This is a genomic window from Clostridium acetobutylicum ATCC 824, from assembly GCF_000008765.1.
In the GTDB taxonomy this organism is placed as follows: Bacteria; Bacillota; Clostridia; order Clostridiales; family Clostridiaceae; genus Clostridium_S; species Clostridium_S acetobutylicum.
In genome coordinates, this window is record NC_003030.1 from 1,640,851 (window position 1) to 1,663,549 (window position 22,699).

Consider the following 22,699-nt stretch of genomic DNA (forward strand, 5'->3'; position numbering starts at 1 on the left):
AGATTAAGGTGCAATTTAATTTAGTGCTTGAAGTGATTGTGTAGAATAACTATAATTGGATAATAAGATAGTTTTATGACATTGAAAGGAGCGTCTTAAGATATGATTTCTAAAGATATACTAAAGAATAAAGAATATGATTTTATTAAAACTAATAAGCACCTAGGAAAAAATATTATACTTTTAGGCTTGTCTGGAAGTTACTCTTATGGAACTAATAATGAAAATAGTGATATAGATGTAAGAGGAGTAGCATTAAATAGAAAGTCAGATTTAATAGGAATGACATCCTTTGAGCAGTATGTTGATGATAATACAGATACCTGCATATATGCGTTTAATAAAATAATAAATCTTTTGTTAAACTGCAATCCAAATACAATTGAATTACTCGGATTAAATAAAGAACACTACTTATACTTAAATGAAATTGGGCAGGAATTGTTAAATAATAAGAAAATATTTTTATCAAAGAGGGCTATTCACTCATTTGGTGGATATGCAACAGCACAATTAAGAAGACTTCAAAACGCACTAGCAAGAGATTCTTATCCAAAGGAAGAGAAAGAGAAGCACATATTCAATTCAGTGAAAAATGCAGTACATGATTTCTCAAAGAGATATAGTAGTTTTGATGAGGGTTCTCTTAAAATTTACCTTGATAAGTCAAATCAGCCGGGATTTGATTTAGAAATATACTTGGATGCAAATTTAAAGCACTATCCCTTAAGAGATTACAAAAACATATGGGCAGAGATGAGTAATATAGTTAAGGATTATGATAAAATTGGAAAACGCAATAAAAAGAAGGATGATAATCATCTCAATAAACATGCTATGCATTTAATAAGACTGTTTATGATGGCTATTGATATTTTGGAAAAAGGGGAAATTAATACATATAGAGTACATGAAAAAGAATTGCTTTTAAATATACGAAATGGCAAATTTCAAAAGGAAGATGGCAATTTTAGCGATGATTTTTACAGCTTGCTTAAGGAGTATGAAAATAGACTTACTTATGCAGCAAATAACACAAGCCTTCCCGAGGAACCTAACATGACTAAAGTAGAGGAATTTGTAATGAGTGTCAACGAAAGGGTGGTTAAAGATGAAATATAATGATTTTGAAGGTACTATAGAAGAGTTAGTTAATATGAAGCTGGACGAAATAGAAAAAAAGGAAAATGTTAAGATACTTCATGCAGTGGAGTCTGGAAGTAGGGCATGGGGCTTTGCCTCACCAGATAGCGATTATGATGTTAGATTTATATATGTTCGTCCTAGAGAATACTATCTTAGGCTTGAGGATACAAAGGATATAATTGATTGGGAGCTTAATGAGACGCTTGATATAAATGGGTGGGATTTGAATAAAGCACTTCGTTTATTTCATAAGTCAAACTCTACTTTATTTGAATGGGCCAATTCACCAGTGGTTTATAGAACAACACCTAAGTGGAAGGAAATTTACTCTGAAGCTGAAAAGTATTTTTCTATGAAAGCTTCTATGTATCACTATTATGGAACTGCAAAAAGCAACTTTCATAAGTTTTTAGAAGATGACTATGTAAAATACAAAAAGTATTTCTATGTAATAAGACCACTTCTTGCTTTAAAATGGATTGAGGAAAAGTCATGTCCACCGCCAGTGTTATTTAGCACTTTAATGGAGAGTATGCTTAATGGAGAGATGAGGCTACTAGTGAATGAACTTCTTGAGATGAAGAAAACTATGAAGGAATCCGATAAGGGAAAGCGCGTTGATAAGTTAAATGAGTATATTGAAAATGAGCTTACTTATTATAAAGATGAAATTGTAAGGAGAGAAGACGATAGAAAAGCAGAGTGGGACGAGCTTAATGAGGTCTTTATGAAGAATATATTGTAAATTTTTAATAGAAGGAATAAAAGGATTATGATATAAATCATGGTCCTTTTAATTTGCGTTTAAGATTAATAATACAGTTACAAATAGATTTAGATAAAATTGATTATTATTGTAGCAAATCACTCAGAGATTGATCATAGCGGCATTCTTTTTTCTACAGCAGCTATACTGGAAATGATAAGAGGGCTTGAATTTAAAGATAAAAAGGCAGCTGCATTTGGAAGGTATGGATGGGGCGGTGAATCAGTTAAAATAATTACAGAGTGGCTAAAGAAAGCATGCTTTGAAATAATAGATGACGAAATAAGAGAACTGCGGAAGCCTGATAAAAAAGGGAGATTTAAATTAATAGTGAAAATAAAAAAATGTTTAAATCTAGTAAACTTGAATATTTCTGTGGATAGAAGACGTGGAGTAAAATCTACGGCTTTTTATTAGAATTATTCTGCTGGATTTTGTTAAAAATATTCTGCAAAGACATAGAATGTTGTTTGAGTGATAGATGCTGTTGAAAATAATGAAAGGTATTGAAGATGTAAAAGTAAATATAAATTAGAAAGATGCTGTGTGGAAAATCCGAGTGTTAAGGATACAGAAAGGTAGTTGCAAATTTCAACTAGTAATTTATATACTTATGTTGGATATTTTCTATAAATTGTCATGTGAAATAATAAAATTAAGTTGAAGTATAACAATTGTTTGAAAATGCAAAGATTAAATTAGAATTAGATTTTGTAGGATATATTTTAATTATAGAATTTTACTAAAAATTATATTGAGAGTTTTGCAATTAACAAATGGATAATTAAATGATAAGATAATAAGTATAAATAGGCAAATGAAAAAATGATAGGATTATATTGATAATTATATATCATGAATGCCTAGGAATCTATTATATAAAGAGGATTTTATTATGTATATATCAGATGAAGAAATATATATGTTTCAATGTTTTTTACTTGATTGGTATGATAAAAATAAAAGAAATTTTCCATGGAGATATACATTTGACCCATATAAGGTTTTAGTTTCCGAGATATTATTGCAACAAACAAACGTTGATAAGGTTGTTGAGCCTTATTTTAGAATAATTAATAAATATAAAAATATACATGAACTTGCAGAAAGCGAAGATGTTTTTTTAAAGAATGTATTTAAAGGCATAGGTTTATTTTATAGAGCTGACAGATTAAAAAACATAGCAGGTAATATAGTTAATTATAATAAAAAAGTGATTCCTGATAAATGGGATGAATTGATAAAGATAAAGGGTATAGGATACTATATATGCAGTGCCTTATTGTGTTTCGGTTTTAATAAACCGTATGCTGTTTTAGATACTAATGTAATAAGAATATTTGAAAGAATATTTGATATTAAATCTGAAAAGAAAAGACCTAGAGATGATATTAAATTATTTGAATTTGCACAATTACTTATACCCGAAGATAGGTATGTGGACTACAATTATGCTATTCTAGACTTTGGAGCATGTATCTGTACAATGTATAACCCAAAATGTAGTCAATGCATTTTTAGATTTAATTGTGAAAATATTTGACTTGCTTGGGATATGCAGCAGTAAATGTTAAAAAATGAACTGCTAAAAGTGATACTTTAGATGAGTATGAAAACATGTGATATAATTTTCCTTTAAATGGAGGAGGATCTGATGAAATTATAGATAATTTGGGAATAGAAATTTTTAATGGAGAGCTTAAGAAAGATTTGGTAAAAGAAATAAATCTCGTAGGTGGAATAAAAATACTTGATATAATTAGAATCACACTTAAAAGTTTATAGTTTGGAGTTAAAAAAGATACCATTATAATAAAAAGTAAAGTAAAAGAGAGGTTAGTTGAAAATAAGAAATTTAGATAATAGAATAAATACAGTAAAAGAAAAAATGGTACATAGTTGTTTTTTATTAGTTAAAACATAAGTTTTGCTTCGAATAAAAATCTCAAAGTTATAGTATAGTTTTTGATGAACTTGACAAATAGTACATTTTAAGATTATATTTTATTTAAAGTGATTTCATTGAATATTAATGATATAATAAAAAAGATTGTAGTGTATACCAAGCTGCAATTTTTTTTGTATAATTTAGGAGAATATATTACTAAAAGGAGAGAAGTTTCAAATGCACACTCATAAATTTACTGTAGGAAGTCTGTTTGCAGGGGTTGGAGGAATCTGTTTGGGATTCAAAACAGCAGAGTATAGAGGACTGGGATATAATCTTATATGGGCAAATGAAATAGATGAATATGCAGGAGAAACATATAGGCATAATTTTGACCATAATTTAATAGCTGGTGATATTGAAAAGATAGTAGACTTGAATATAATTCAAAGTGAGCAAAATAGATATATAAATATCATGAATGAAGTTGCTACTGATGAAGAAAGGATAAAGTATAAGGTTCTGATAGAAAAATGTGAGGAAGAGAAGCAAATATACAGAGAAAAGCAAAAACAAATTTTAAGTTCGAAAATAGATGTATTAAATGGTGGATTTCCGTGCCAGGCGTTTAGTATAGCAGGAGAGCAAAAGGGATTTGATGACCATAGAGGAAACTTGTTTATAAGCATTATAAAATTAATTAGATTACTTGATTCGGTTCATGGAAAACCAAGAGTATTATTTTTAGAAAATGTTAAAAATTTGATGTCACATGATGGTGGAAGAACATATAAAGTTATAAAATCAAAACTTGAAAAAGAAGGATATATAATAAAAGAAAAGGTATTAAATACAATGGATTTTTCTCATTTACCCCAGAATAGAGAGAGAATATATATAGTTGGATTTTTAAATAAAAAAGATGCTGAAAAGTTCACTATGTTTGATAATATAGGGGAGTTTTATATCAATAAAACAGTTGATGAAAGAGTGAGAGATATTAAGAAAGTTATCGATTATACGTTAACTAAAAATACTGGAGATAAGTATTATTATACAAAAGAAAAATATCCTAAATATTTTATTACAGAAGAAGAGTATGATAAAATTCCAGAAAGTTATAGAAAAGATGTAAGAATAAATTTGGATGAATCAATAACAGAAGAATATCAATTTTATCAACTTAGAAGAGGAATGTATGTTAGAAAAAATATGAGTAATGTATGTCCAACGTTAACGGCTAACATGGGAACTGGTGGACACAATGTACCATTAATTAAAGTAAAGGATGGAATTAGAAAACTTACGCCTAAAGAAACTTTTAAACTTCAAGGCTTTCCTGTTGGTAATGGGTATGAACTTCCAACTAAATATATTAATAGACCTTATCCTGAAAGTAGATTGTATAAACAGGCAGGAAATGCAGTATCAGTACCAATTATAAGATTAATAGCAGAACAGATTTTGAGGGTATTAGAAGAATAGTTACATTAGTGATAATACAGATTTTTTTGTGAAGAATAGATTGAATAATATAATTTTAAAGGCAAGAGAGTATGGAATGTTTTCTTGTCTTTTGGTAATTATCCAAAATACTTAGTCAGCATATTAAGATATTATTTTATGTTTGTGATAAAATATATTTAATAAGTGTTTAGAGGTGGTTACTATGGCAAATATTATTTGGGACAAGTTTTCCGAAGATGAAAAGAATGAGTATATAGAATTCTTAAAAATATTTGGATCATTAAGCGGTCTATTTAAAGATAATAAAGAAGGTGCAAATTCACGTAAACCATATTTATATTATAGGAATCATGAACAGCTTTTTTCTAGAGTTTTTAATGTGGAAGACTTAACTAGAAAAGATAGTGCTTTTGATGCACTTGCACCTTGGAAAGGTGAAAGAATTGGAATTGGTCTTAAGACATGGATACATACTAAAGATTGTACATATCAAAAGGTGGCTGAATTTAATAAGTTAGCTCCAGAAGTTATAGAACCACTTATAAAAAATGGTACACCAGAGGAAGTTATCTATAAAATTTCAGAGCTTAGAAATGAGCGTATAATGCTTGATAAACGTTTATATAGGACCGATATGGATGTATATCATTTTATAACTCGTGATGATGATGTCATGAATATCATAGAAACTTCCTATGATCTTATAGATATTAAAAGTATTGAACTTATAAAAAGTGATGGTAAAACTTATAGTTTTAAAGATAAGTTACATAAATATAAATTCTATAAGAGTAAGAGTGTATTACTTGAAGAATTTGATGCTTCACAGGGAGAAATAATAACAAAGATTCCAATACAACAATTTGATGATCCTTTCGAACTTATTAGAATGATTAAGATTCCGGAACAACTTTAGAGACTGTTTATCAAGAAATTTATCTTCCGTTATATCAGGATAAAAAGGAGGGAAGGATTGTATCAAATCGTTCTGGTGTAAATATCAGGCACTCTAAATCAAAGTCTAAGGGGAGTAATATTCCGCGTCCAGAGTATGAAATTGAAATTAGAATTAGTACATGGATACATCATATTTTTCCAAAATTCTTTGGTATAAATGCATTTGATAAAAATCAAATTAAAAATGAAAAGTTAAATGATTTTGACTTGATTTTACCAGATGGAAGAGTATTACGAGGAAGGATAAAACAAGAAGGTGGCAAAAGTTTGCAAACAAATCCACAAGGAGCACTTGGGGAATGGATACTTAAAGATATATTAGGACTTAAAGGCAGAAAGATTGTTACCTGGGAACTATTGGACAATTTGGGTATTGATAGTTTAAAGATAATTAAAATAGATAACAAACATTTCAAAATAACAGTTGCTGAAACTGGAGCATATGAGAAATTTAAATTAGATAATAGAGAAAATATTATCAGGGCTGGACTTAAAGGAATACAGAGGCCATATTTTAGACCAGAACTTGTACAAGAATTTGAGGAACGTAATTTAGACTGACTTTGTAATTTAATATATCCATATTGCTAAAATAGAAAATTATTAGAATAGGCTTAAATAATATAGTGGTTGAGGAGACTAATTGAGAAAAAGCATTAGACATATAAAGCAAAGGATGGAATACTAAAATTTATTAAGGGGTGAATGATAATGGTTATCGATATGAGCAAAGAACAAGTTTACACTACAGCTTTATTTAAAATAAATATTATGTAAACTTGTATGATAACCTGTCAGAAACTTTTAAAATAAAGGATAAACTAAAAGCCTAGGCAGAAGTCAAGGCTTTTACTATTTTTTGCATAAAAAAGTTAACCTTCATGACAGGCTTAAAATGGAGGAAATTTAATGAAAAACATATATAGAAACTCAAATTTTATTATTTATTTAATTGGCATATTTATATCGGGAATCGGTACGAAGCTTACAACTATAGCATTAGCTAATAAAGTAATAGGCTTTAGCGGAGGAGATTTTAATGTTAACTTAGTTTATATTCTTCAAAGTATACCAATTTTAGTACTAGGAATGTTTGCAGGCAACCTAGTTGATAAGAAAAACAAAAAGATAGTATTCATAATGCTAAATATAATGCTTTCTTTTACTTCATTTGCCTTTGCATTAACAAATAACAGACCTATTGTTTTTCTGTTGGTATTTATAACTGGTATTATGCAGGCTTTTTATATACCAGTGGAAACTACACTCATTACACTTTTAGTTAATAAGAAACATCTAGCTAAAGCCAATGGAATTATAATGTCTATTAACGGCATCATAATAGTTATTGGATATGCTTTTGCAGGTGTCTTAATAAGCTTTGTTGGCAATGATTTGGCATTTATAATTGATGGCGTATCTTTTATGATTGTAGGTATAATGGCTATTTTGCTTAAGGTGAGTGAGAAGCTAAATAAAAAAGAAGAGAAAGAAGCAGACTTAAGACAAGATATTATTCAGGGGTGGAAGTTTATTAAAAATAATGAAAATATAAAATGGATGTTTTTAATAGATGTAATTATAACGTTAATTATATCAATGCAAACCCCTCTTACATATATTTTTGTAGAGAAATATTTAGGAGGCAGTGTTCTTATGCCTAAAAGAGTAGGATTATTATTTGCCTTTGCAGGAATTGGGACAATATTTGGAGGAGCAATACTTGGAAGGTTTCAAAGCAGAAACAAATTAATGCTTTTAGCTATATGTCTTGTAATTGATAGTGTTGTAGTGACAGTTTTTGCAATTAATAGATACTTTCCATTTAGTCTTGTTTTATTTTCAATACTAGGAATATTAGATACCTTTAATGGAGGTATACTTAGAACAGTTCTTCAAGAAAAAACGCCAAAAGACTTGCTTGGACGTGTATCTGGTTTTGTGAACTCTGTAGTTCAACCTGTAAGTGTCTTGTCGCTTTTAATTGGAGGAGTTGCTTCAAGCTTTATAGAGGTAAAATGGGTATTTACTATAGGGGCTGCAATAGAGCTTTCAACAGGTATATATTTTATAGTAAAACAAAAGAGTCTCTTTCAATAAATTTTACAACTTTATGACAAGTACAGCATAAGTTTTAGAAACCTCGATTGTATAATGAGATTGTAAAAAGGTTTTGTGCACTAAACCAATAAGCTTAAAATTGGAGGAGAGAAAATGAGTATAAAAAGAATAAGCATGTTTTTACTTGCGGCTGTGGTAGTAGGGTCAGCATCATTGTCAATATATGAAAACAAAAATAGTGGTGCAGGAACTAAAAATGTGGTTGTTACAGCGCAAAGTAATAATATTAATAAAAATAATACTATAAGTGATGAGAAAGCGGTTCAGATGGCAATTAAGGCAATGAAGGACTATATGGGAGTAGATGCTGCAAGTCGTTTTTCTGGAACCGAAATTCATAGAACTGAGGCTAACGAATACAAGCAAATAGAGGATGCTGCTGAGGATACCATTAAGAAATATCCAAGCTATGAAAAAAAGGTTGAGTATGCTAAAAAACAATTAGAATGGGTAAAACATTCGGATTATTATATATATGTGAACTTTATGTCTAATGATGGCACATATTTTGTTGCAATTGATGAGAATACAGGAGAGGTAGTAAATGTGACACTTATAAGCAGAGAAGACACTTCTGGTACCTATAAGGTGGATGATGGTAAGGTCAAAAGTGCGGCTTTAAGCTATCTTAAGAAAATAGGTAAGGATTCTTGTGTGGATCTTAACTCCATTTCAATTGACAATGGGAATGGGCCACTTACAACTGTAACATTCAACATTAAAAATAAAACAGGTAACAGCAAAAGAGATGTAATAGTATTAGAGGCGAGCTTGAAAAATTATAATATTATACATTATCAAGATTATTCAAATTCGTATAATAAATAAATTAGCTTAACAACTTATGCAGGTACTGTAGTTTGGTTTATGCATAAGTTTAAGCTTTTTATACTAATTAATTGTTTGAAATAGTTAATACTTAACCTATAATTGTAAGTAAGTGTATTTTATGTGATTAAGGAGGCAAAAAACATTTTGATAAATATTCTAATTATCGAAGATGATGCAGCCATTTCAAATTTGATAAAGTTAAATTTAAATATGGCGGGATATATAAGTGAAGCTGTGTATAATGGTGAAGCTGCACTGGACTTAATTGAAGGTAGAAATTTTGATTTAATACTTTTAGACATAATGCTGCCTAAAATAGATGGTTTTAGTCTATTTCAAAAAATCAAGTATAAAGGTATACCAGTAATTTTTTTAACAGCTAAGACTTCTGTCACAGATAAGGTTAGTGGACTTAGAATGGGTGCTGATGATTATATTACAAAGCCATTTGATGGTATGGAGCTTTTGGCAAGAATTGATAATGTACTTAGACACTACGATAAAAATGAAAAATCACTAAAGTTTGAAGATATAGAAGTGCAATTAGAAGAAATGAGGCTTAAAAAAAATGGACAAATTATTGATCTTACCGTTAAGGAATTTGAACTAGCTGCCTATTTAATAAAAAACAAAAATATAGTTTTAACTAGAGAAAGGATAGCTGAGGAGCTTTGGGGATACGATTACCTCGGTGATTGTAGAACAATTGATAATTATATACAAAAGATAAGAAAGAAATTAGACTGGAAGGACAAGGTCAAAACTATATTTAAAATGGGATATAGATTGGAGGAATAAATGAAGCTTTGGGAGAAAATTTTTATATGTACACTTGTTGTGTTTGAGGCGTTTTTTGTTCCTTCCTCCATATATTTAATAAATAGTAGTTTTAAATCAAATCTTCAGGATGAAATAAGTTCAGGAATAAGCGAAGAGAAGAGATTTTCCTCTCTTATACAAGCTAATCTCACCTTTTTTAAGATTAAAAGGGGAAAGTACGATGTTAGTTACAATTTAACTAAAGAAGAATTGGATGTGTTTATAAATACATACTTGAGCGATTTTAAGGATCAAAAGGTTTATATAGATGTTATTGATGAAAAGGGAAACAGTGTTTTTAATGACTTGTCTAACAAATTACCTAAAAAAAGACCTGAGCTTGATTTAAACAAGAATCAATTAAAGTACATATTGCGTGATATAAACGGAAAAACATACTTATTTATAGTATCAAAACTTAAACTAGACAATAGTTACTATAAATTTAGTTATATTAAAGATGTATCAAAGATTTATGACAATAGAAAATACCTATTGAATGTTCTTTTAAAATTAAATATATTCATAATAATAATTTTGATTATAGTAATGTTAATATTAAGTAAATTTATAGTAAAACCAATAAATGTAATGATAAAATCAACTCAAAAAATAGCAGAAGGAAATTTTAATGAAAGAGTTAGTGGAGTTAGAAATGATGAAATAGGACAATTGTCCAAGAATTTTAATTATATGGCGGATGTTATTGAAGATAAAATAAAGGAGCTTAAAACTTCTTCAGAGGATAAGCAGAGATTTATAGATGACTTAACCCATGAAATAAGAACACCCTTAACCTCTATAATAGGTTATGCTGATTTTTTGAGAACTGCAAAGTATGATGAAAAAACGCTTTTTAGTTCATTAAACTACATTTATGATGAAGGAAAAAGGCTTCAAAAATTATCATCAAAGCTTATGCAGTTAACTATTTTAAGAAAAGAAAAATTTGAAATGCGAGAGGAAAGTATAGAAACTCTTGTGTTTAGGGTTAAGAGGGCCATGCTTCATAAGCTTAAAGATAAAAATATTAAGCTTAAAATTTCAGCAGATAAATTTACACATTTAATGGATATAGAGCTTATTACAATTCTTGTTACTAATTTAATTGATAATGCTATTAAGGCATCCAAAAGTGGAGATGAAATATGTTTCAATGCTTATAAAAGTAGTGCTTCAAATTTGATACTTGAGGTCAGAGATACAGGTTTTGGTATACCAAAGGAGGATGTACAAAAAGTGATTGAACCATTTTATATGGTTGACAAATCTAGAGAAAGAGCAAATAACGGGGCAGGAATTGGACTTGCACTGTGTAATGAGATTGCTGTGCTTCATAAGGGAAAGCTGTATATAGATAGTGAGCCTAAAAGAGGTACAAATGTTAGAGTGATAATTTAAAAAACTAACTAAAAGCCGTGGCAAAATAGCTGCGGCTTTACTTCTTTCATAGGAGTTAACACATAACAATAATTTTATAAGGAATAGTTTGAGCTGGTATGCTTTTAGTAGAGGGACCATAAATCACAATTAAATAGCGGTTTCTAAGATTTCCTGTAAATAATTGATCATTTTCTAAAATTATTTCTGTGCTCAAAGAAAGGTTAAGTTTTAAAGTATTATCGCTGCTTATAAGTTCACTGTTAAAATAGTCTACCTTTACATTTTCGCCGGGCGCATCCATTGAAACAACAAGGGCTTTGTATTGAGGAGGAAATATTAAGATAGTGGGTGCATTGGCATCATAAAAGCCTGTTATCATATCGTAGGGATGTATTGTTACATGGTCTATAAAGTAAGTGTCTGGTGCTGCCACAAAATTAACTAAACTTCCAAAGCTGTTTGTTACGGACATAAGTTTGTAACAGCCTGTATCTTCATTATTAGTGGCTGAGTGAAAGTCGCTAATGTTTGTAACCATACCATGGAAGGAGTTGAAATTTTTCATTTATTATTACTTCCTATATAAATTTCTATTATGTATTTTATGCATTTATCAGTTAAGATAATATAAAATTTCAAATTCATGTAATGAAATATAAAGTTAAGCGTATTAACATGTGAAAATACTTAGCTAAGTAAAAAGAAGGAAGGCTTATAAAAATATGGAACAGTCTATATTAAGTAATTTAGATAAAATGGAGGATAGAGAAAGAGCGTTTTCTTATATTTTTGAAACTTACTCTAAGAGAGTCTATAACTATATATACTACAGGGTTAATTGTCAGTATACTGCAGAGGACTTAATGAGTAAGATTTTTGAAAAAGTTATGTTAAAAATTGATTCTTATTCCGAGAAAAAGTCTTCCTTTGAGGTATGGCTTTTTACCATTGCTAGAAATGTGTTAAATGATTATTTTAGAGGGCTAAAAAGACATACTTTATTTTCACTTGACGTTTTTAAAGAATTGCTATCCAATGAGCCTAATCCGGAAGAGGCCATTTTAAAAGAAGAGGCTAATTACAAGCTTTTAAAAGCACTAAAGATTTTAAGTAAAAAAGAAAGACATATTATAGCCCTTAAATTTGGTGCAAACTTAAAAAACAAAGAAATATCGGAGCTACTAGGCATTAAGAGCAACAATGTTGGGATAATTTTGTTTCGAACAATAAAGAAATTAAAAAGCCAAATGGAAAGAGAGGGATATATAGATGAATAAAAAAGATATAGAAAATAAGTTTTCATCAGATATTGAGGACTATATTGATGGCTTAGAGAAAATTGATAATTATAAAGATGAAGAGTACGATGAACTTTTTAAGTTTGGTAAAATTTTAGCTAATAAAGATTTCAGTAAGAAGATAAATAAAGATTATATATATGAAAAGTGTTTGAAAAATATCAATAAGAAAAAAGGAGAAAATAATATGAAAAAATCAGATATATTAATGAAGGTAGCAGCTGCATCTGTAGCTTTTGTGGTAGCTGGAGCAGCTTTTATGCAAACCTCTTTTGCAAAGGATTTATCAGATAAAATATTAAAACAAATATCAATTGGCAGAATAAACGCAGTTAAGGTTCAAGTTGGAAAAGGTAATAAAAGTAAAGAAGTGCCAGAGAATTTAAAAGGGAAAATTTTCGATAAAAATGGTAAGGTTGTAACTAAAATTACAAAAGAAAATTGCAAAGACCTCTATACAAAGAATGGAGAAAAAATTTCTGATTTTACTAATGGAAAAATAGTAACAGTTAAGGAGAGAGAGGCACAAACGTATACAATTACTAATGTAAATGATGTAAATAAATACACTTGTTTTAAGGTTATACTTCCGTCATATTTACCTTCGGGCTATAAATTTGATTATGCAAAACTATATAAAGACAAAAATGGAAACTTTAATAACAATAAGTACATTACAATGTATTTTAAAAATCCTAAAAATCCAAATGTAATGTTTCTTCAAGAACGTTTGTCTTGTGAAGAAACCAAATATACAATGGGAGGTGAGGACGATATTAAAAAAATAAAAATAAATAATGTTGATGCGGTGCTTTCTGGTAATGAATCTATTGATTGGGAGTATAATAAATCTCTTTATAGCTTGATATTAAAGGGGATATCCGTAAATGAGCTTGAAAAAATAGCAGAATCTATTAAGTAAATATTTTAATATAAAAGCCTATATTCTATTGAATATGGGCTTTAAATTTTTTTATTATAATGTTAAATTGTAATAAGTTAATATTTTAATAGAAACAAAAGGAGTCTAGTATGGAGTTAAAAGAGGCATTTAAAGAAGTTGAGGTTCTTCAAAATGTAAGTTTAGATACATTAAAGCTTTTGGAGAATTACGGAAGCCTTAAGAGGATAAAAAAAGGGGAGCATATTTTTAGAGATAAGGATCAGGTATCAGTTATATACATTGTAATTGAGGGATTGGCTGCATTATATAAAATTAATAGCGTAGGAGAAAAAAAGGTTATATTCGTATTTGGTAAAGGAAAAATGCTCAATGAAGTTATATTTCAAGAGATGTTTGCCTCTGTGAATTGTGAAGTACTTGAGGATGCTTTGATATTATGCTTTTCAAAGAATAAACTTATAAAGGTTATGGAGAAAGATTTTGAGTTAACAAAAGCGGTTATGAATTCTATGGCGATTAAAATTAGAAGGTTGTATCGTCAGCTTAAAAATACCACCAATTCAATAAGAGGAGATAAAAAAATTGCAGCTAAACTATGGAAGCTATCAGGAGATTATGGTATTAAAGTAAAAGAAGGAACTAAAATTAATATGGAACTTAGCATTACATACTTAGCAGATATGTTAGGATCTAAAAGAGAAACTGTATCTAGACAGCTGAAGCTTTTAACAGAAAAAAATTTGGTTATTCTAAAGAAAAATGAATTTATCATACCAAATCGTGAAAAAATCAAGAATTATTTTAAAGCGCCGTGATAAAAATCACGGTAACTTTTTTTATTTTTTGTTATATTTTTAACAAGAAATGAAAAAAGGGGGTTTTAAAGTGTTCGAAGATGATTTTCAAACAGTATCTAAGGCTGCAAAAGCTAAAACTAGTTTTTTGCAGAAAAATTTTATTGGATATTTTTTAGCATCTATGCTGGCAGGAATGTATGTAGGCTTTGGAGTTTTATTAATTTTTACAATTGGCGGTATGCTTAAAGGAATGGCTTTTAGTAAGATTGTCATGGGTGCTTCATTTGGAATTGCATTGAGCTTAGTTATACTAGCAGGTTCAGAACTTTTTACAGGAAATAATATGGTTATGACAGCAGGAATGTTATCAAAAACTATTAAGCTTTCTAAAGCAATAAAATTATGGATTGTTTGTTTTATTGGAAATTGGATAGGGGCTATTTTATTAGCTGTGATGTTTTATGCCTCAGGATTGTTAAATGGATCCACAAGTAAATTTATCGCAGCGGCTGCGGCATCTAAAATGAATACTGCTATACTTCCTTTATTTTTTAGAGGAATACTATGTAATATTTTAGTTTGTTTGGCAGTATGGTGTGGCTTTAAGTGTAAATCTGAAAGTGGCAAACTCATAATGATTTTTTGGTGTCTATTTGCATTTATTACCTGTGGATTTGAACATAGTGTAGCAAATATGACGCTGCTAACATTGGGACTACTAGCTCCTCACAAAGCAGCTGTTAGCTTGGGAGGATACTTTTATAATATAAGTATTGTTAGTCTAGGAAATATGGTTGGAGGTATTTTATTTGTAGCACTTCCGTATTTTATTATTTCAAGGCAGAAGAAAGGAGTATAATTATGGGTTATCGTTTGACGAGAGAAAATTTAAATACTTTGTTCCATAAGTTAAAGGAAGATTATCTTATATATGCACCCAAACGTTTAATAGGTAAAGGTGCCTTTTCTGATACAGATAGGGTTAGATATGACAAAATAAATAATGTAGAGGAAATAGAGTTTGATGTAAAGTCTGATTTTTCATTCAAAGAAATATTATTACCTATTTCGGAAACTTTATTTTTCTTTACTGAGGATAGTGTAAAAGAAGCAGAAGGACCTAAGAAGGGAGCAATTATCTTTTTAAGAAGTTGCGATATTAATGCAGTAAAGCGCTTAGATCAGATATATTTAAAAAATGGCTTTGAAGATCATTACTATAAGCGCATACGTGAAAAGGTAAAGTTTGTTTTAATGCCATGTAAAACATCTTTTGAAAACTGTTTTTGTGTTTCTATGGGGACTAATCAAGCTGATATGTATGATGCGAGTGTGGAACTAAGGGAAGAACATTTTTATATAGATAATAAGGAAGAAAAATGGAAAGAGTTTTTAAAAGAAGTAAGTTTAGAGGAGCTTGAAGTTAAACCGTCCTTTGTAATGGAAAATAAAACAAAGGTAAAAGTACCAGAGGGAATTACTACTAAAATATTTAAATCCAAGATGTGGGATGAATATGACAGCCGATGTATTAACTGTGGACGCTGTAATTTTGTCTGTCCAACTTGTACATGCTTTTCAATGCAGGATATTTTTTATACTGATAATGGAAAGGCTGGAGAGAGAAGAAGAGTTTGGGCATCTTGCATGGTAGATGGCTTTACAAATGTTGCAGGTGGAGGAAGCTATCGAAGCAAAAATGGACAAAGAATGAGATTTAAAGTAATGCATAAGGTTTATGACTATAAGAAGAGAAATGGATACCATATGTGTGTAGGCTGTGGAAGATGTGATGATATTTGTCCTGAATATATTTCATTTTCTAATTGCATCAACAAGTTAAAAGGTGCTATTAAGGAGGTAGAGGACAATGAGTAAAAATGAATATGTACCTTTTCTTTCAGAAATTAAGGAAGTAATAAAGCATACCAATATAGAATATACTTTTCGCATGAGCTATGATGGGGTTGTTAAGCCAGGACAGTTTTTTGAAGTTTCTATACCTAAATATGGTGAAGCTCCTATTTCAGTAAGCGGGGTTGGAGAAAATACAGTGGATCTTACTATAAGACGTGTTGGTAAGGTTACAAATGAGGTTTTTGAACGTTACGTTGGAGACAAACTGTTTTTAAGAGGACCTTACGGGAATGGGTTTGATGTAGAAAATTATAAAGACAAAGAAATAGTGATAGTGGCAGGAGGTACTGGTGTTTCTCCAGTAAGAGGTGTCGTGGAGTATTTCGCTAAAAATAGTAAAGAAGCCAAGAGTGTAACTCTTATAGCAGGCTTTAAAACTCCAAAGGATATCCTATTTTCAGAGGATTTTAAAGAATGGAAGAATAATATCAACATTATTTTAACTGTTGATTCAGCTGAAGGCGATTCTAATTTTAAAGAAGGATTAGTTACTAAATATATTCCAGAGTTAAAATTACAGAATGTAAAGGAAGCATCTGCTATAGTTGTTGGACCTCCAGCAATGATGAGATTTAGTACTCAAGGTCTTTTAGATGTAGGCTTCAAAGAAGAAAATATGTGGATTTCACAGGAAAGAAAGATGTGCTGTGGAATAGGAAAATGTGGTCATTGTAAGATTGATGATGTATATGTTTGTTTAGATGGGCCTGTGTTTAATTTCACAAAGGGCAAAAATTTAATTGATTAGGAGGAAGAGCAATGGATATTAACACAAAGAATTTAAAGAAGAATGCCTTCCGTGTTACCAAAAGAAGAGGTATTACAGCTTCTAGAATACGTGTGCCAGGAGGACATTTAGAAGCTAAATTTCTTTCTATGATTCAAAATATAGCAGAGAATTATGGAGACGGTTCTGTTCATATAACTAGCCGTCAAGGCTTTGAAATTCCGGGAATTAAGTTTGAAGACATGCCTAAGGTAAATGAACTTTTGCAGCCAATTATAGAGGGACTAAATATCAATCAAGAAACTGCACTTCAAGGTTATAGTGCTTCAGGAACAAGAAACATTACAGCCTGTGTGGGAAATCGTGTATGCCCATATGGATGTTATGATACCACTTCTTTTGCACAAAGGATAGAGAAAGCTGTATTTCCCCATGATTTACATTTCAAAATTGCATTAACGGGATGTCCTAATGACTGCGCAAAGGTTAGAATGCATGATTTTGGCATTATGGGTATGACTGAACCACACTATGAAAGTGATACATGTGTTAGCTGTGGAGCTTGTGTTAAGGTATGTAAAAAGAAATCTGTAGGAGCGTTAAGTGCGGTTAACTATAAAGTAGTTAGAAGAGGTGAAAAATGTATTGGGTGTGGAGAATGCGTTTTAAAATGCCCTACAGGAGCATGGACTAGAAGTGAAAAGACATATTATAGGTTAACTCTTCTTGGAAGAACAGGAAAGAAAAATCCTCGTTTAGGAGAAGATTTTATAAAGTGGGTAGACGAAGACAGCATTATAAAAATTATTCTAAATACCTATGATTATGTAACTAAGTACATTGATCCTAACGCTCCAGGAGGAAAAGAGCACATAGGCTATATAGTAGATCGTACTGGTTTTGAGGAATTTAAAAAGTGGGCACTTAAGGATGTTAAGCTGCCTAGCATAGCAGAGGTTTATACACCAATTTATTGGAACGGTATAAAGTACTAATTATATATAAGAACATAAGAGTTAGAAAAGGCTTTTATGTTCTTTTATTTATTTATGATACAATTATGATTAGAGGTGTGTAAAATGTACAGTATAATGATAATTGAAGATGATAAAAAGCTAAATGAACTTATAAAAAATCATCTTGAAAGATATGGATATAGGACATTTTCTATAAAAGATTTTTCTAATGTAAGAAGCGAGTTTGTATTAGAGAAGCCTGAGCTTATTTTGATGGATGTAAATTTACCAGTGTATGATGGTTTTTATTGGTGCAGGGATATAAGAACAATCTCAAAGGTTCCAATAATATTCATATCTGCTAGAGATTCTGATATGGATCAAGTTATGGCTATAGAAAATGGTGCGGATGATTATATAACCAAGCCTTTCTCTTACGATGTGCTTATGGCAAAAATAAAAGGAGTTTTAAGAAGAGTTTATGGGAGCTATTCAAACAATGTGAATAATGAGGTTTTTGAGGCAAAAGGACTATTCTTATATATAAATCAAAGTATGATTGAGTATGAGGACAAAAAGATAGAGCTCAGCAAAAAAGAGTTTCAACTTTTGTATTCTCTTATAAAAAACGCAGATAAGATTGTTTCGAGGGAAACTTTGCTTGATATTTTATGGAATGATGTGGATTTTGTTGATGATAATACCTTGTCGGTTAACATGACTAGAGTTAGAAAAAGATTAGAAAGCATAGGAATTTACAATGCCATTGAGACTAAAAGAGGGCAAGGATATAAAATAAATGTAAATTGGTAAAAGAGGTGAAAAAATGAATTTTAGAGCCTTTGTTAAGGATAGGATGGCGTATATAGTAGTCTATGGTTTAAGTACTGTTCTAGCTATTCTAATAATGAATTTAACTTCCATAATAAATAGAGTTTACATTTCAGGTATTAATATACTTTATGCTTTTCTTATTTCTGCGATTTTTCTCATAGTGTTTTTAATGTATGATTACTACAAGAATAAGAAATTTTACAATCAGTTAGATTTAATATTAAAATCAGAGGAAGATTTAGATTATATGTTAAATATAGAAAGAGGCAGTACATTAGAACAAGAAATGTTTAGGAAAATTTTGCTTAAGTTGTATAGGCTTTCTGAAAACAAGACAGTAAAGTATGAAAAACGGCATAAAGAATACATATATTTTGTGAATCAATGGGTACACCAGATGAAAACTCCTGTGTCAGTTATTAATCTTACACTTCAAGATGAAATTAATGAGGATAATAGGGCTGTGTTTGAAAGCATATCCGAAGAAAATGAGAAGCTTCAGCATGGAATAGATATGATGCTTTACAATGCTAGGTTAAATGAATTTAATTTTGATTTTAGTGTGGAAGAACTTAGTATAGCTTCAGTCTTAAGGCAGGTTATTAATAACAACAAAAAATCGCTTATAAGACATCATATATTTCCTAGGATAATTGAAAAAGAAAATGTTGTAGTTGAAACAGATAGAAAATGGATTAAGTTTGTTATAAATCAAATAGTTATAAATGCTATAAAATATTCAAAAGAAGAAAAAGGAGATAAGCATATAACCTTTGAGATAAAAGAAGAGGCTTCAAGAAGTACATTGAAAATAGCAGACGAAGGTATAGGAATACCTAAAGAGGATTTAACAAGGGTTTTTAATGCCTTTTTTACTGGAAAGAACGGAAGGAAGACGGATGAATCTACAGGTATGGGAATGTATCTTTCAAAGAAAATATGTGATGCTCTCGGACACCAGATTTTTGCCGAAACAAATGAAATAAAGGGAGCTTCATTTTCTATTGTGTTTTATAAGGGTAAAAATATATTTAAGTTGTAAGCTTTCAATATTGTAAGTTTAAATTTATATTTGAAAGGGAAATCGATACATTGATTTCTCTATTTTTTTTATAATGTATATGTAAAGTTTGTACTTAGAAAGGAAGGATAACATGTCTGTATTAAAGGCTGAAAATATAACTAAGGTTTATGGAGATAAGAGAGGAGGACTTAAGGTAAGGGCACTGGATAAGTTTAGTATAAAGGTTGAAAAAGGTGAGTTTGTAGGAGTGATGGGACCGTCGGGTAGTGGAAAGAGTACTCTCTTAAATATTTTAGCCACAATAGATACGCCCTCTTCAGGAGAACTTTTTATAAATGGAGTTAATTTAGCAGAACTTGATGAAAAGAAAGCGGCTTTGTTTAGAAGAAAGGAGCTTGGATTTATATTTCAGGATTTTAATCTCTTAGATTCTTTATCAATAAAGGAAAATATAATACTTCCATTAGTGTTAGAAAGAACTAGGGTTAAGGAAATAGAAGAAAGACTTAACAGCATTTCAGAAATATTAAATATTAAAGGAATATTAGAAAAAAGGCCATATGAAACCTCAGGAGGACAGCAGCAAAGGGCGGCTTGTGCAAGGGCTTTAATTCACAATCCTACCCTAATATTGGCAGATGAGCCTACAGGAAATCTTGACTCAAAGGCATCTCAAGATGTGATGGAAGCTTTAGAAAATTTGAATAACGAAAAGAAGACCACAATTATGATGGTTACTCATGATCCTTTTGCAGCAAGCTTTTGTAAAAGAATTGTAATGATTAAAGATGGAAAACATTTTTTGGAGATTGTAAAAGGCAGCAATAGGGGAGTTTTCTTTAAAGAAATTATGGATGCACTTACTGTAATAGGGGGAAGACAAAATGACCTTATATAGCCTTGTTTTAAAAAATATAAAGGGAAATTTAAATAAGTTTATAATGTACTATTTAAGTAATGCCTTTGTAGTTATGGTGTTTTTCATATTTGCAAATTTTATTCTTAATCCTAATGTAAAGAGTATAAAAACTATGGGACAAATGGGAGCTGTTACTACAGAGATAATGTATGGCTGTGAAATTGTAATACTTATTTTTACTTTAGTTTTTACAAATTACTCTACTTCGAGTTTTTTGAAATCAAGAGAAAAAGAGTTTGGACTTTTATCTATGTTTGGTTTGACAAAAAGTGAAATAAGAAGATATGTTATGGCTGAAAATCTTATTGTAGCTATGCTTTCAATACTAACGGGAGTTTTACTTGGAATGTTGTTCTCAAAATTATTTTTTATGGCAGTTTCAGTAATTTTACTTTTAAATTCAGAGCTTCCAATAGTATTATCCTTTAAGGCAGTAGGAATTACTATTTTATGTTTTTTGATATTGTTTCAGGGAACTGAATTTTTTGTAAGCTATAAAATCAAGAGTAACAATATTATAGAGCTTTTAAAGGGAGAAAGAAAAGCTAAACCTGTACCTAAGTTCTCAAAAAAGAAAGCAATATTGGCCATAATTCTTATTTTATCGGGGTATGTTATGGCATTAGTGTCATATCAAATGATAATAGTTACTATGTTTATTATTTTAGGAGTTACAATAGCAGGAACTTATCTTCTTTATTCTCAATTTAGCGTGTACCTTACAAATAAACTTCAAAATAATAAAAGGGTTTTTTATAGAGGAACAAATATGATAACCTTAGCTCAAATAATATATAAATTAAGAGATAATGCAAAAATACTTTTTACGGTTTCAATACTTTCAGCTGTAACACTTACGGCATCAGCAAGTGTCTACTCTTTTCAGAAAACCATTGAAAAGGAAATGCTTTTAAATTATCCACAGGACATAGGCTTTATTGAAAATGGTCTGTCTTCTCATGAAATAATATCACCTGCCAAGGTTGAAAAGCAGTTAAAAAATAGTGGTAACAAGGTTGAAAACAAAAATAAAATTATTCTTATAAAGGCAAATAGTGATGATGTGTTTAAAACTGAGGTTTCACGCTACGGAAATAAAAATAAAAAAGATTTTTACATTATGAAAAACAGTGACTACAATAAGCTAGCAGGCGAGGAAAATAAAGATCTTATTGATGTTAAAACTAATGAAGCAGTGGTTCGTTCGTATAACTTTGATGGAAAAGAAAATGAAAAAACCTTTGAAGATAACAGCTTCTTAAGTTTAAAGATTTACGGCAAAAATATAAAATATAAACTTAAAAAGGAGATAGGGGGAGGAATAATAAATGAGGATTTATTAAGTACCAATACGATTATAATAAATGATGGGGACTTTAGAGCACTTAAGGATAAATTAAATAATGATAAACTCTGTGTATATTACGGTTACAACATAAAGGATTGGAGAAAATCTGAAAAAGTTATTAAAAGTTTGAAGGCACAAGTTCCTAAAGAAATGAGAGAAAGGTTCACAGAAAGGATAACAAATTTCTCTACAAGTATGAAAAGCATGGCTATTTTCTTTTTTATAGGAACGTTTATTTCAGTATTGTTTTTTATAGCAACAGGAAGTATACTTTATTTTAAAATGTTTAGCGAAATTCAGAAGGATAGAGGAGAATTTATAGCTCTTAAAAAGATGGGAGTGTCAATAGAAGAGGTAGGAAAAATTCTTAGTAGACAATGCTTTATAATGTTCTTTTTGCCTTTTATAATAGCATTCTTGCATACATTCTTTGCAATAAAGGCATTAAGTAATATTTTAGGAACAAGCCTTAACAATTACTTAATGCTTATAGTAGGGATTTATTTACTTCTTCAAATAATATATTTTAACTTTGCAAGGTATATGTATACTCGCCAAATAAACAGTTGGACATAAATATATATTTTAAAATAGGCA

22 protein-coding genes and 1 pseudogene are annotated in these 22,699 nt (G+C 29.9%); 22 read left to right on the forward strand and 1 reads right to left on the reverse strand.

Annotation, left to right across the window (positions count from 1 at the left end; all coding sequences use genetic code 11):
* Positions 1-102 precede the first annotated feature (102 nt).
* The 11 genes and pseudogenes from CA_RS07820 (at position 103) to CA_RS07870 (ending at position 11,396) form a co-directional block, all read left to right on the forward strand.
* Complete coding sequence (locus tag CA_RS07820; RefSeq protein WP_010964805.1) at positions 103-1,122, forward strand: nucleotidyltransferase domain-containing protein; 1,020 nt, start codon at positions 103-105, stop codon at positions 1,120-1,122.
* Positions 1,112-1,891, forward strand: a complete 780-nt coding sequence (locus CA_RS07825; protein WP_010964806.1) for a nucleotidyltransferase domain-containing protein — start codon at positions 1,112-1,114, stop codon at positions 1,889-1,891. The genes CA_RS07820 and CA_RS07825 overlap by 11 nt, the downstream gene beginning before the upstream one ends.
* A 141-nt stretch (positions 1,892-2,032) precedes the next feature.
* Positions 2,033-2,329 (forward strand): annotated as a pseudogene (locus tag CA_RS07830) (flavoprotein); the annotation flags it as partial.
* 478 nt (positions 2,330-2,807) lie between these two features.
* Complete coding sequence (locus CA_RS07835; protein ID WP_010964808.1) at positions 2,808-3,455, forward strand: A/G-specific adenine glycosylase; 648 nt, start codon at positions 2,808-2,810, stop codon at positions 3,453-3,455.
* A 582-nt stretch (positions 3,456-4,037) separates the two neighbouring features.
* A complete protein-coding gene (dcm, locus tag CA_RS07845) occupies positions 4,038-5,285 on the forward strand; it encodes a DNA (cytosine-5-)-methyltransferase (protein WP_010964810.1) in 1,248 nt (415 codons plus the stop codon).
* A 184-nt stretch (positions 5,286-5,469) separates the two neighbouring features.
* The gene (locus CA_RS20185; protein ID WP_010964811.1) at positions 5,470-6,183 is read left to right on the forward strand and encodes a hypothetical protein; all 714 of its coding nucleotides are present in this window, start codon (positions 5,470-5,472) and stop codon (positions 6,181-6,183) included.
* A gap of 83 nt (positions 6,184-6,266) precedes the next feature.
* A complete protein-coding gene (locus tag CA_RS20405) occupies positions 6,267-6,785 on the forward strand; it encodes a hypothetical protein (RefSeq protein ID WP_341271488.1) in 519 nt (172 codons plus the stop codon).
* 348 nt (positions 6,786-7,133) lie between these two features.
* Entirely contained in the window at positions 7,134-8,324 is a 1,191-nt protein-coding gene (locus CA_RS07855) for an MFS transporter (RefSeq protein ID WP_010964812.1), read from the forward strand.
* Between the two features lie 114 nt (positions 8,325-8,438).
* Positions 8,439-9,173: a hypothetical protein gene (locus CA_RS07860; RefSeq protein WP_010964813.1), complete on the forward strand. Its 735-nt coding sequence runs from the start codon at positions 8,439-8,441 to the stop codon at positions 9,171-9,173.
* Positions 9,174-9,320: 147 nt separating this feature from the next.
* A complete protein-coding gene (locus CA_RS07865) occupies positions 9,321-9,974 on the forward strand; it encodes a response regulator transcription factor (protein ID WP_010964814.1) in 654 nt (217 codons plus the stop codon).
* Complete coding sequence (locus tag CA_RS07870) at positions 9,975-11,396, forward strand: HAMP domain-containing sensor histidine kinase (protein ID WP_010964815.1); 1,422 nt, start codon at positions 9,975-9,977, stop codon at positions 11,394-11,396. It begins immediately after the preceding gene.
* Between the two features lie 55 nt (positions 11,397-11,451).
* Here CA_RS07870 and CA_RS07875 read toward each other — a convergent pair whose 3' ends face one another.
* Complete coding sequence (locus CA_RS07875; protein WP_010964816.1) at positions 11,452-11,943, reverse strand: hypothetical protein; 492 nt, start codon at positions 11,941-11,943, stop codon at positions 11,452-11,454.
* Positions 11,944-12,100: 157 nt separating this feature from the next.
* Between CA_RS07875 and CA_RS07880 the strand changes: the two genes are divergently transcribed.
* The 11 genes from CA_RS07880 to CA_RS07930 all read left to right on the forward strand — a co-directional run bounded on the left by CA_RS07880 (position 12,101) and on the right by CA_RS07930 (position 22,678).
* Complete coding sequence (locus tag CA_RS07880) at positions 12,101-12,655, forward strand: ECF subfamily RNA polymerase sigma factor, BldN family (RefSeq protein WP_010964817.1); 555 nt, start codon at positions 12,101-12,103, stop codon at positions 12,653-12,655.
* Positions 12,648-13,598, forward strand: coding sequence for a hypothetical protein (locus tag CA_RS07885; protein ID WP_010964818.1), 951 nt, complete (start codon positions 12,648-12,650; stop codon positions 13,596-13,598). Before CA_RS07880 ends, CA_RS07885 begins: the two co-directional genes overlap by 8 nt.
* Before the next feature lie 110 nt (positions 13,599-13,708).
* On the forward strand, positions 13,709-14,395 hold the full coding sequence (locus tag CA_RS07890) for a Crp/Fnr family transcriptional regulator (protein WP_010964819.1): 687 nt from the start codon (positions 13,709-13,711) through the stop codon (positions 14,393-14,395).
* Positions 14,396-14,465: 70 nt separating this feature from the next.
* Complete coding sequence (locus CA_RS07895; protein ID WP_010964820.1) at positions 14,466-15,236, forward strand: formate/nitrite transporter family protein; 771 nt, start codon at positions 14,466-14,468, stop codon at positions 15,234-15,236.
* A gap of 2 nt (positions 15,237-15,238) precedes the next feature.
* Positions 15,239-16,255 (forward strand): anaerobic sulfite reductase subunit AsrA, encoded by a 1,017-nt coding sequence (asrA, locus tag CA_RS07900; protein ID WP_010964821.1) that lies wholly within the window; start codon positions 15,239-15,241, stop codon positions 16,253-16,255.
* Entirely contained in the window at positions 16,248-17,042 is a 795-nt protein-coding gene (asrB, locus tag CA_RS07905) for an anaerobic sulfite reductase subunit AsrB (protein WP_010964822.1), read from the forward strand. The genes asrA and asrB overlap by 8 nt, the downstream gene beginning before the upstream one ends.
* 11 nt (positions 17,043-17,053) lie before the next feature.
* Positions 17,054-18,016, forward strand: coding sequence for a sulfite reductase subunit C (gene asrC / locus CA_RS07910; protein WP_010964823.1), 963 nt, complete (start codon positions 17,054-17,056; stop codon positions 18,014-18,016).
* Between the two features lie 84 nt (positions 18,017-18,100).
* Positions 18,101-18,790 (forward strand): response regulator transcription factor, encoded by a 690-nt coding sequence (locus tag CA_RS07915; protein ID WP_010964824.1) that lies wholly within the window; start codon positions 18,101-18,103, stop codon positions 18,788-18,790.
* A gap of 13 nt (positions 18,791-18,803) precedes the next feature.
* Positions 18,804-19,853 (forward strand): sensor histidine kinase, encoded by a 1,050-nt coding sequence (locus CA_RS07920; protein ID WP_010964825.1) that lies wholly within the window; start codon positions 18,804-18,806, stop codon positions 19,851-19,853.
* Between the two features lie 112 nt (positions 19,854-19,965).
* Positions 19,966-20,733: an ABC transporter ATP-binding protein gene (locus CA_RS07925; RefSeq protein ID WP_010964826.1), complete on the forward strand. Its 768-nt coding sequence runs from the start codon at positions 19,966-19,968 to the stop codon at positions 20,731-20,733.
* Positions 20,720-22,678 carry an ABC transporter permease gene (locus CA_RS07930; RefSeq protein ID WP_010964827.1) on the forward strand — a complete coding sequence of 653 codons (1,959 nt, stop codon included), beginning with the start codon at positions 20,720-20,722 and terminating at the stop codon, positions 22,676-22,678. The genes CA_RS07925 and CA_RS07930 overlap by 14 nt, the downstream gene beginning before the upstream one ends.
* The last annotated feature ends 21 nt before the right edge of the window (positions 22,679-22,699 follow it).

Coding starts and splice junctions, on each gene's coding strand:
- CA_RS07820 (WP_010964805.1), top strand. CDS start 103: ATGATTTCTAAAGATATACTAAAGAATAAAGAATATGATTTTATTAAA.
- CA_RS07825 (WP_010964806.1), top strand. CDS start 1,112: ATGAAATATAATGATTTTGAAGGTACTATAGAAGAGTTAGTTAATATG.
- CA_RS07835 (WP_010964808.1), top strand. CDS start 2,808: ATGTATATATCAGATGAAGAAATATATATGTTTCAATGTTTTTTACTT.
- dcm (WP_010964810.1), top strand. CDS start 4,038: ATGCACACTCATAAATTTACTGTAGGAAGTCTGTTTGCAGGGGTTGGA.
- CA_RS20185 (WP_010964811.1), top strand. CDS start 5,470: ATGGCAAATATTATTTGGGACAAGTTTTCCGAAGATGAAAAGAATGAG.
- CA_RS07855 (WP_010964812.1), top strand. CDS start 7,134: ATGAAAAACATATATAGAAACTCAAATTTTATTATTTATTTAATTGGC.
- CA_RS07860 (WP_010964813.1), top strand. CDS start 8,439: ATGAGTATAAAAAGAATAAGCATGTTTTTACTTGCGGCTGTGGTAGTA.
- CA_RS07870 (WP_010964815.1), top strand. CDS start 9,975: ATGAAGCTTTGGGAGAAAATTTTTATATGTACACTTGTTGTGTTTGAG.
- CA_RS07875 (WP_010964816.1), bottom strand. CDS start 11,943: ATGAAAAATTTCAACTCCTTCCATGGTATGGTTACAAACATTAGCGAC.
- CA_RS07880 (WP_010964817.1), top strand. CDS start 12,101: ATGGAACAGTCTATATTAAGTAATTTAGATAAAATGGAGGATAGAGAA.
- CA_RS07885 (WP_010964818.1), top strand. CDS start 12,648: ATGAATAAAAAAGATATAGAAAATAAGTTTTCATCAGATATTGAGGAC.
- CA_RS07890 (WP_010964819.1), top strand. CDS start 13,709: ATGGAGTTAAAAGAGGCATTTAAAGAAGTTGAGGTTCTTCAAAATGTA.
- asrA (WP_010964821.1), top strand. CDS start 15,239: ATGGGTTATCGTTTGACGAGAGAAAATTTAAATACTTTGTTCCATAAG.
- asrB (WP_010964822.1), top strand. CDS start 16,248: ATGAGTAAAAATGAATATGTACCTTTTCTTTCAGAAATTAAGGAAGTA.
- asrC (WP_010964823.1), top strand. CDS start 17,054: ATGGATATTAACACAAAGAATTTAAAGAAGAATGCCTTCCGTGTTACC.
- CA_RS07915 (WP_010964824.1), top strand. CDS start 18,101: ATGTACAGTATAATGATAATTGAAGATGATAAAAAGCTAAATGAACTT.
- CA_RS07920 (WP_010964825.1), top strand. CDS start 18,804: ATGAATTTTAGAGCCTTTGTTAAGGATAGGATGGCGTATATAGTAGTC.
- CA_RS07925 (WP_010964826.1), top strand. CDS start 19,966: ATGTCTGTATTAAAGGCTGAAAATATAACTAAGGTTTATGGAGATAAG.
- CA_RS07930 (WP_010964827.1), top strand. CDS start 20,720: ATGACCTTATATAGCCTTGTTTTAAAAAATATAAAGGGAAATTTAAAT.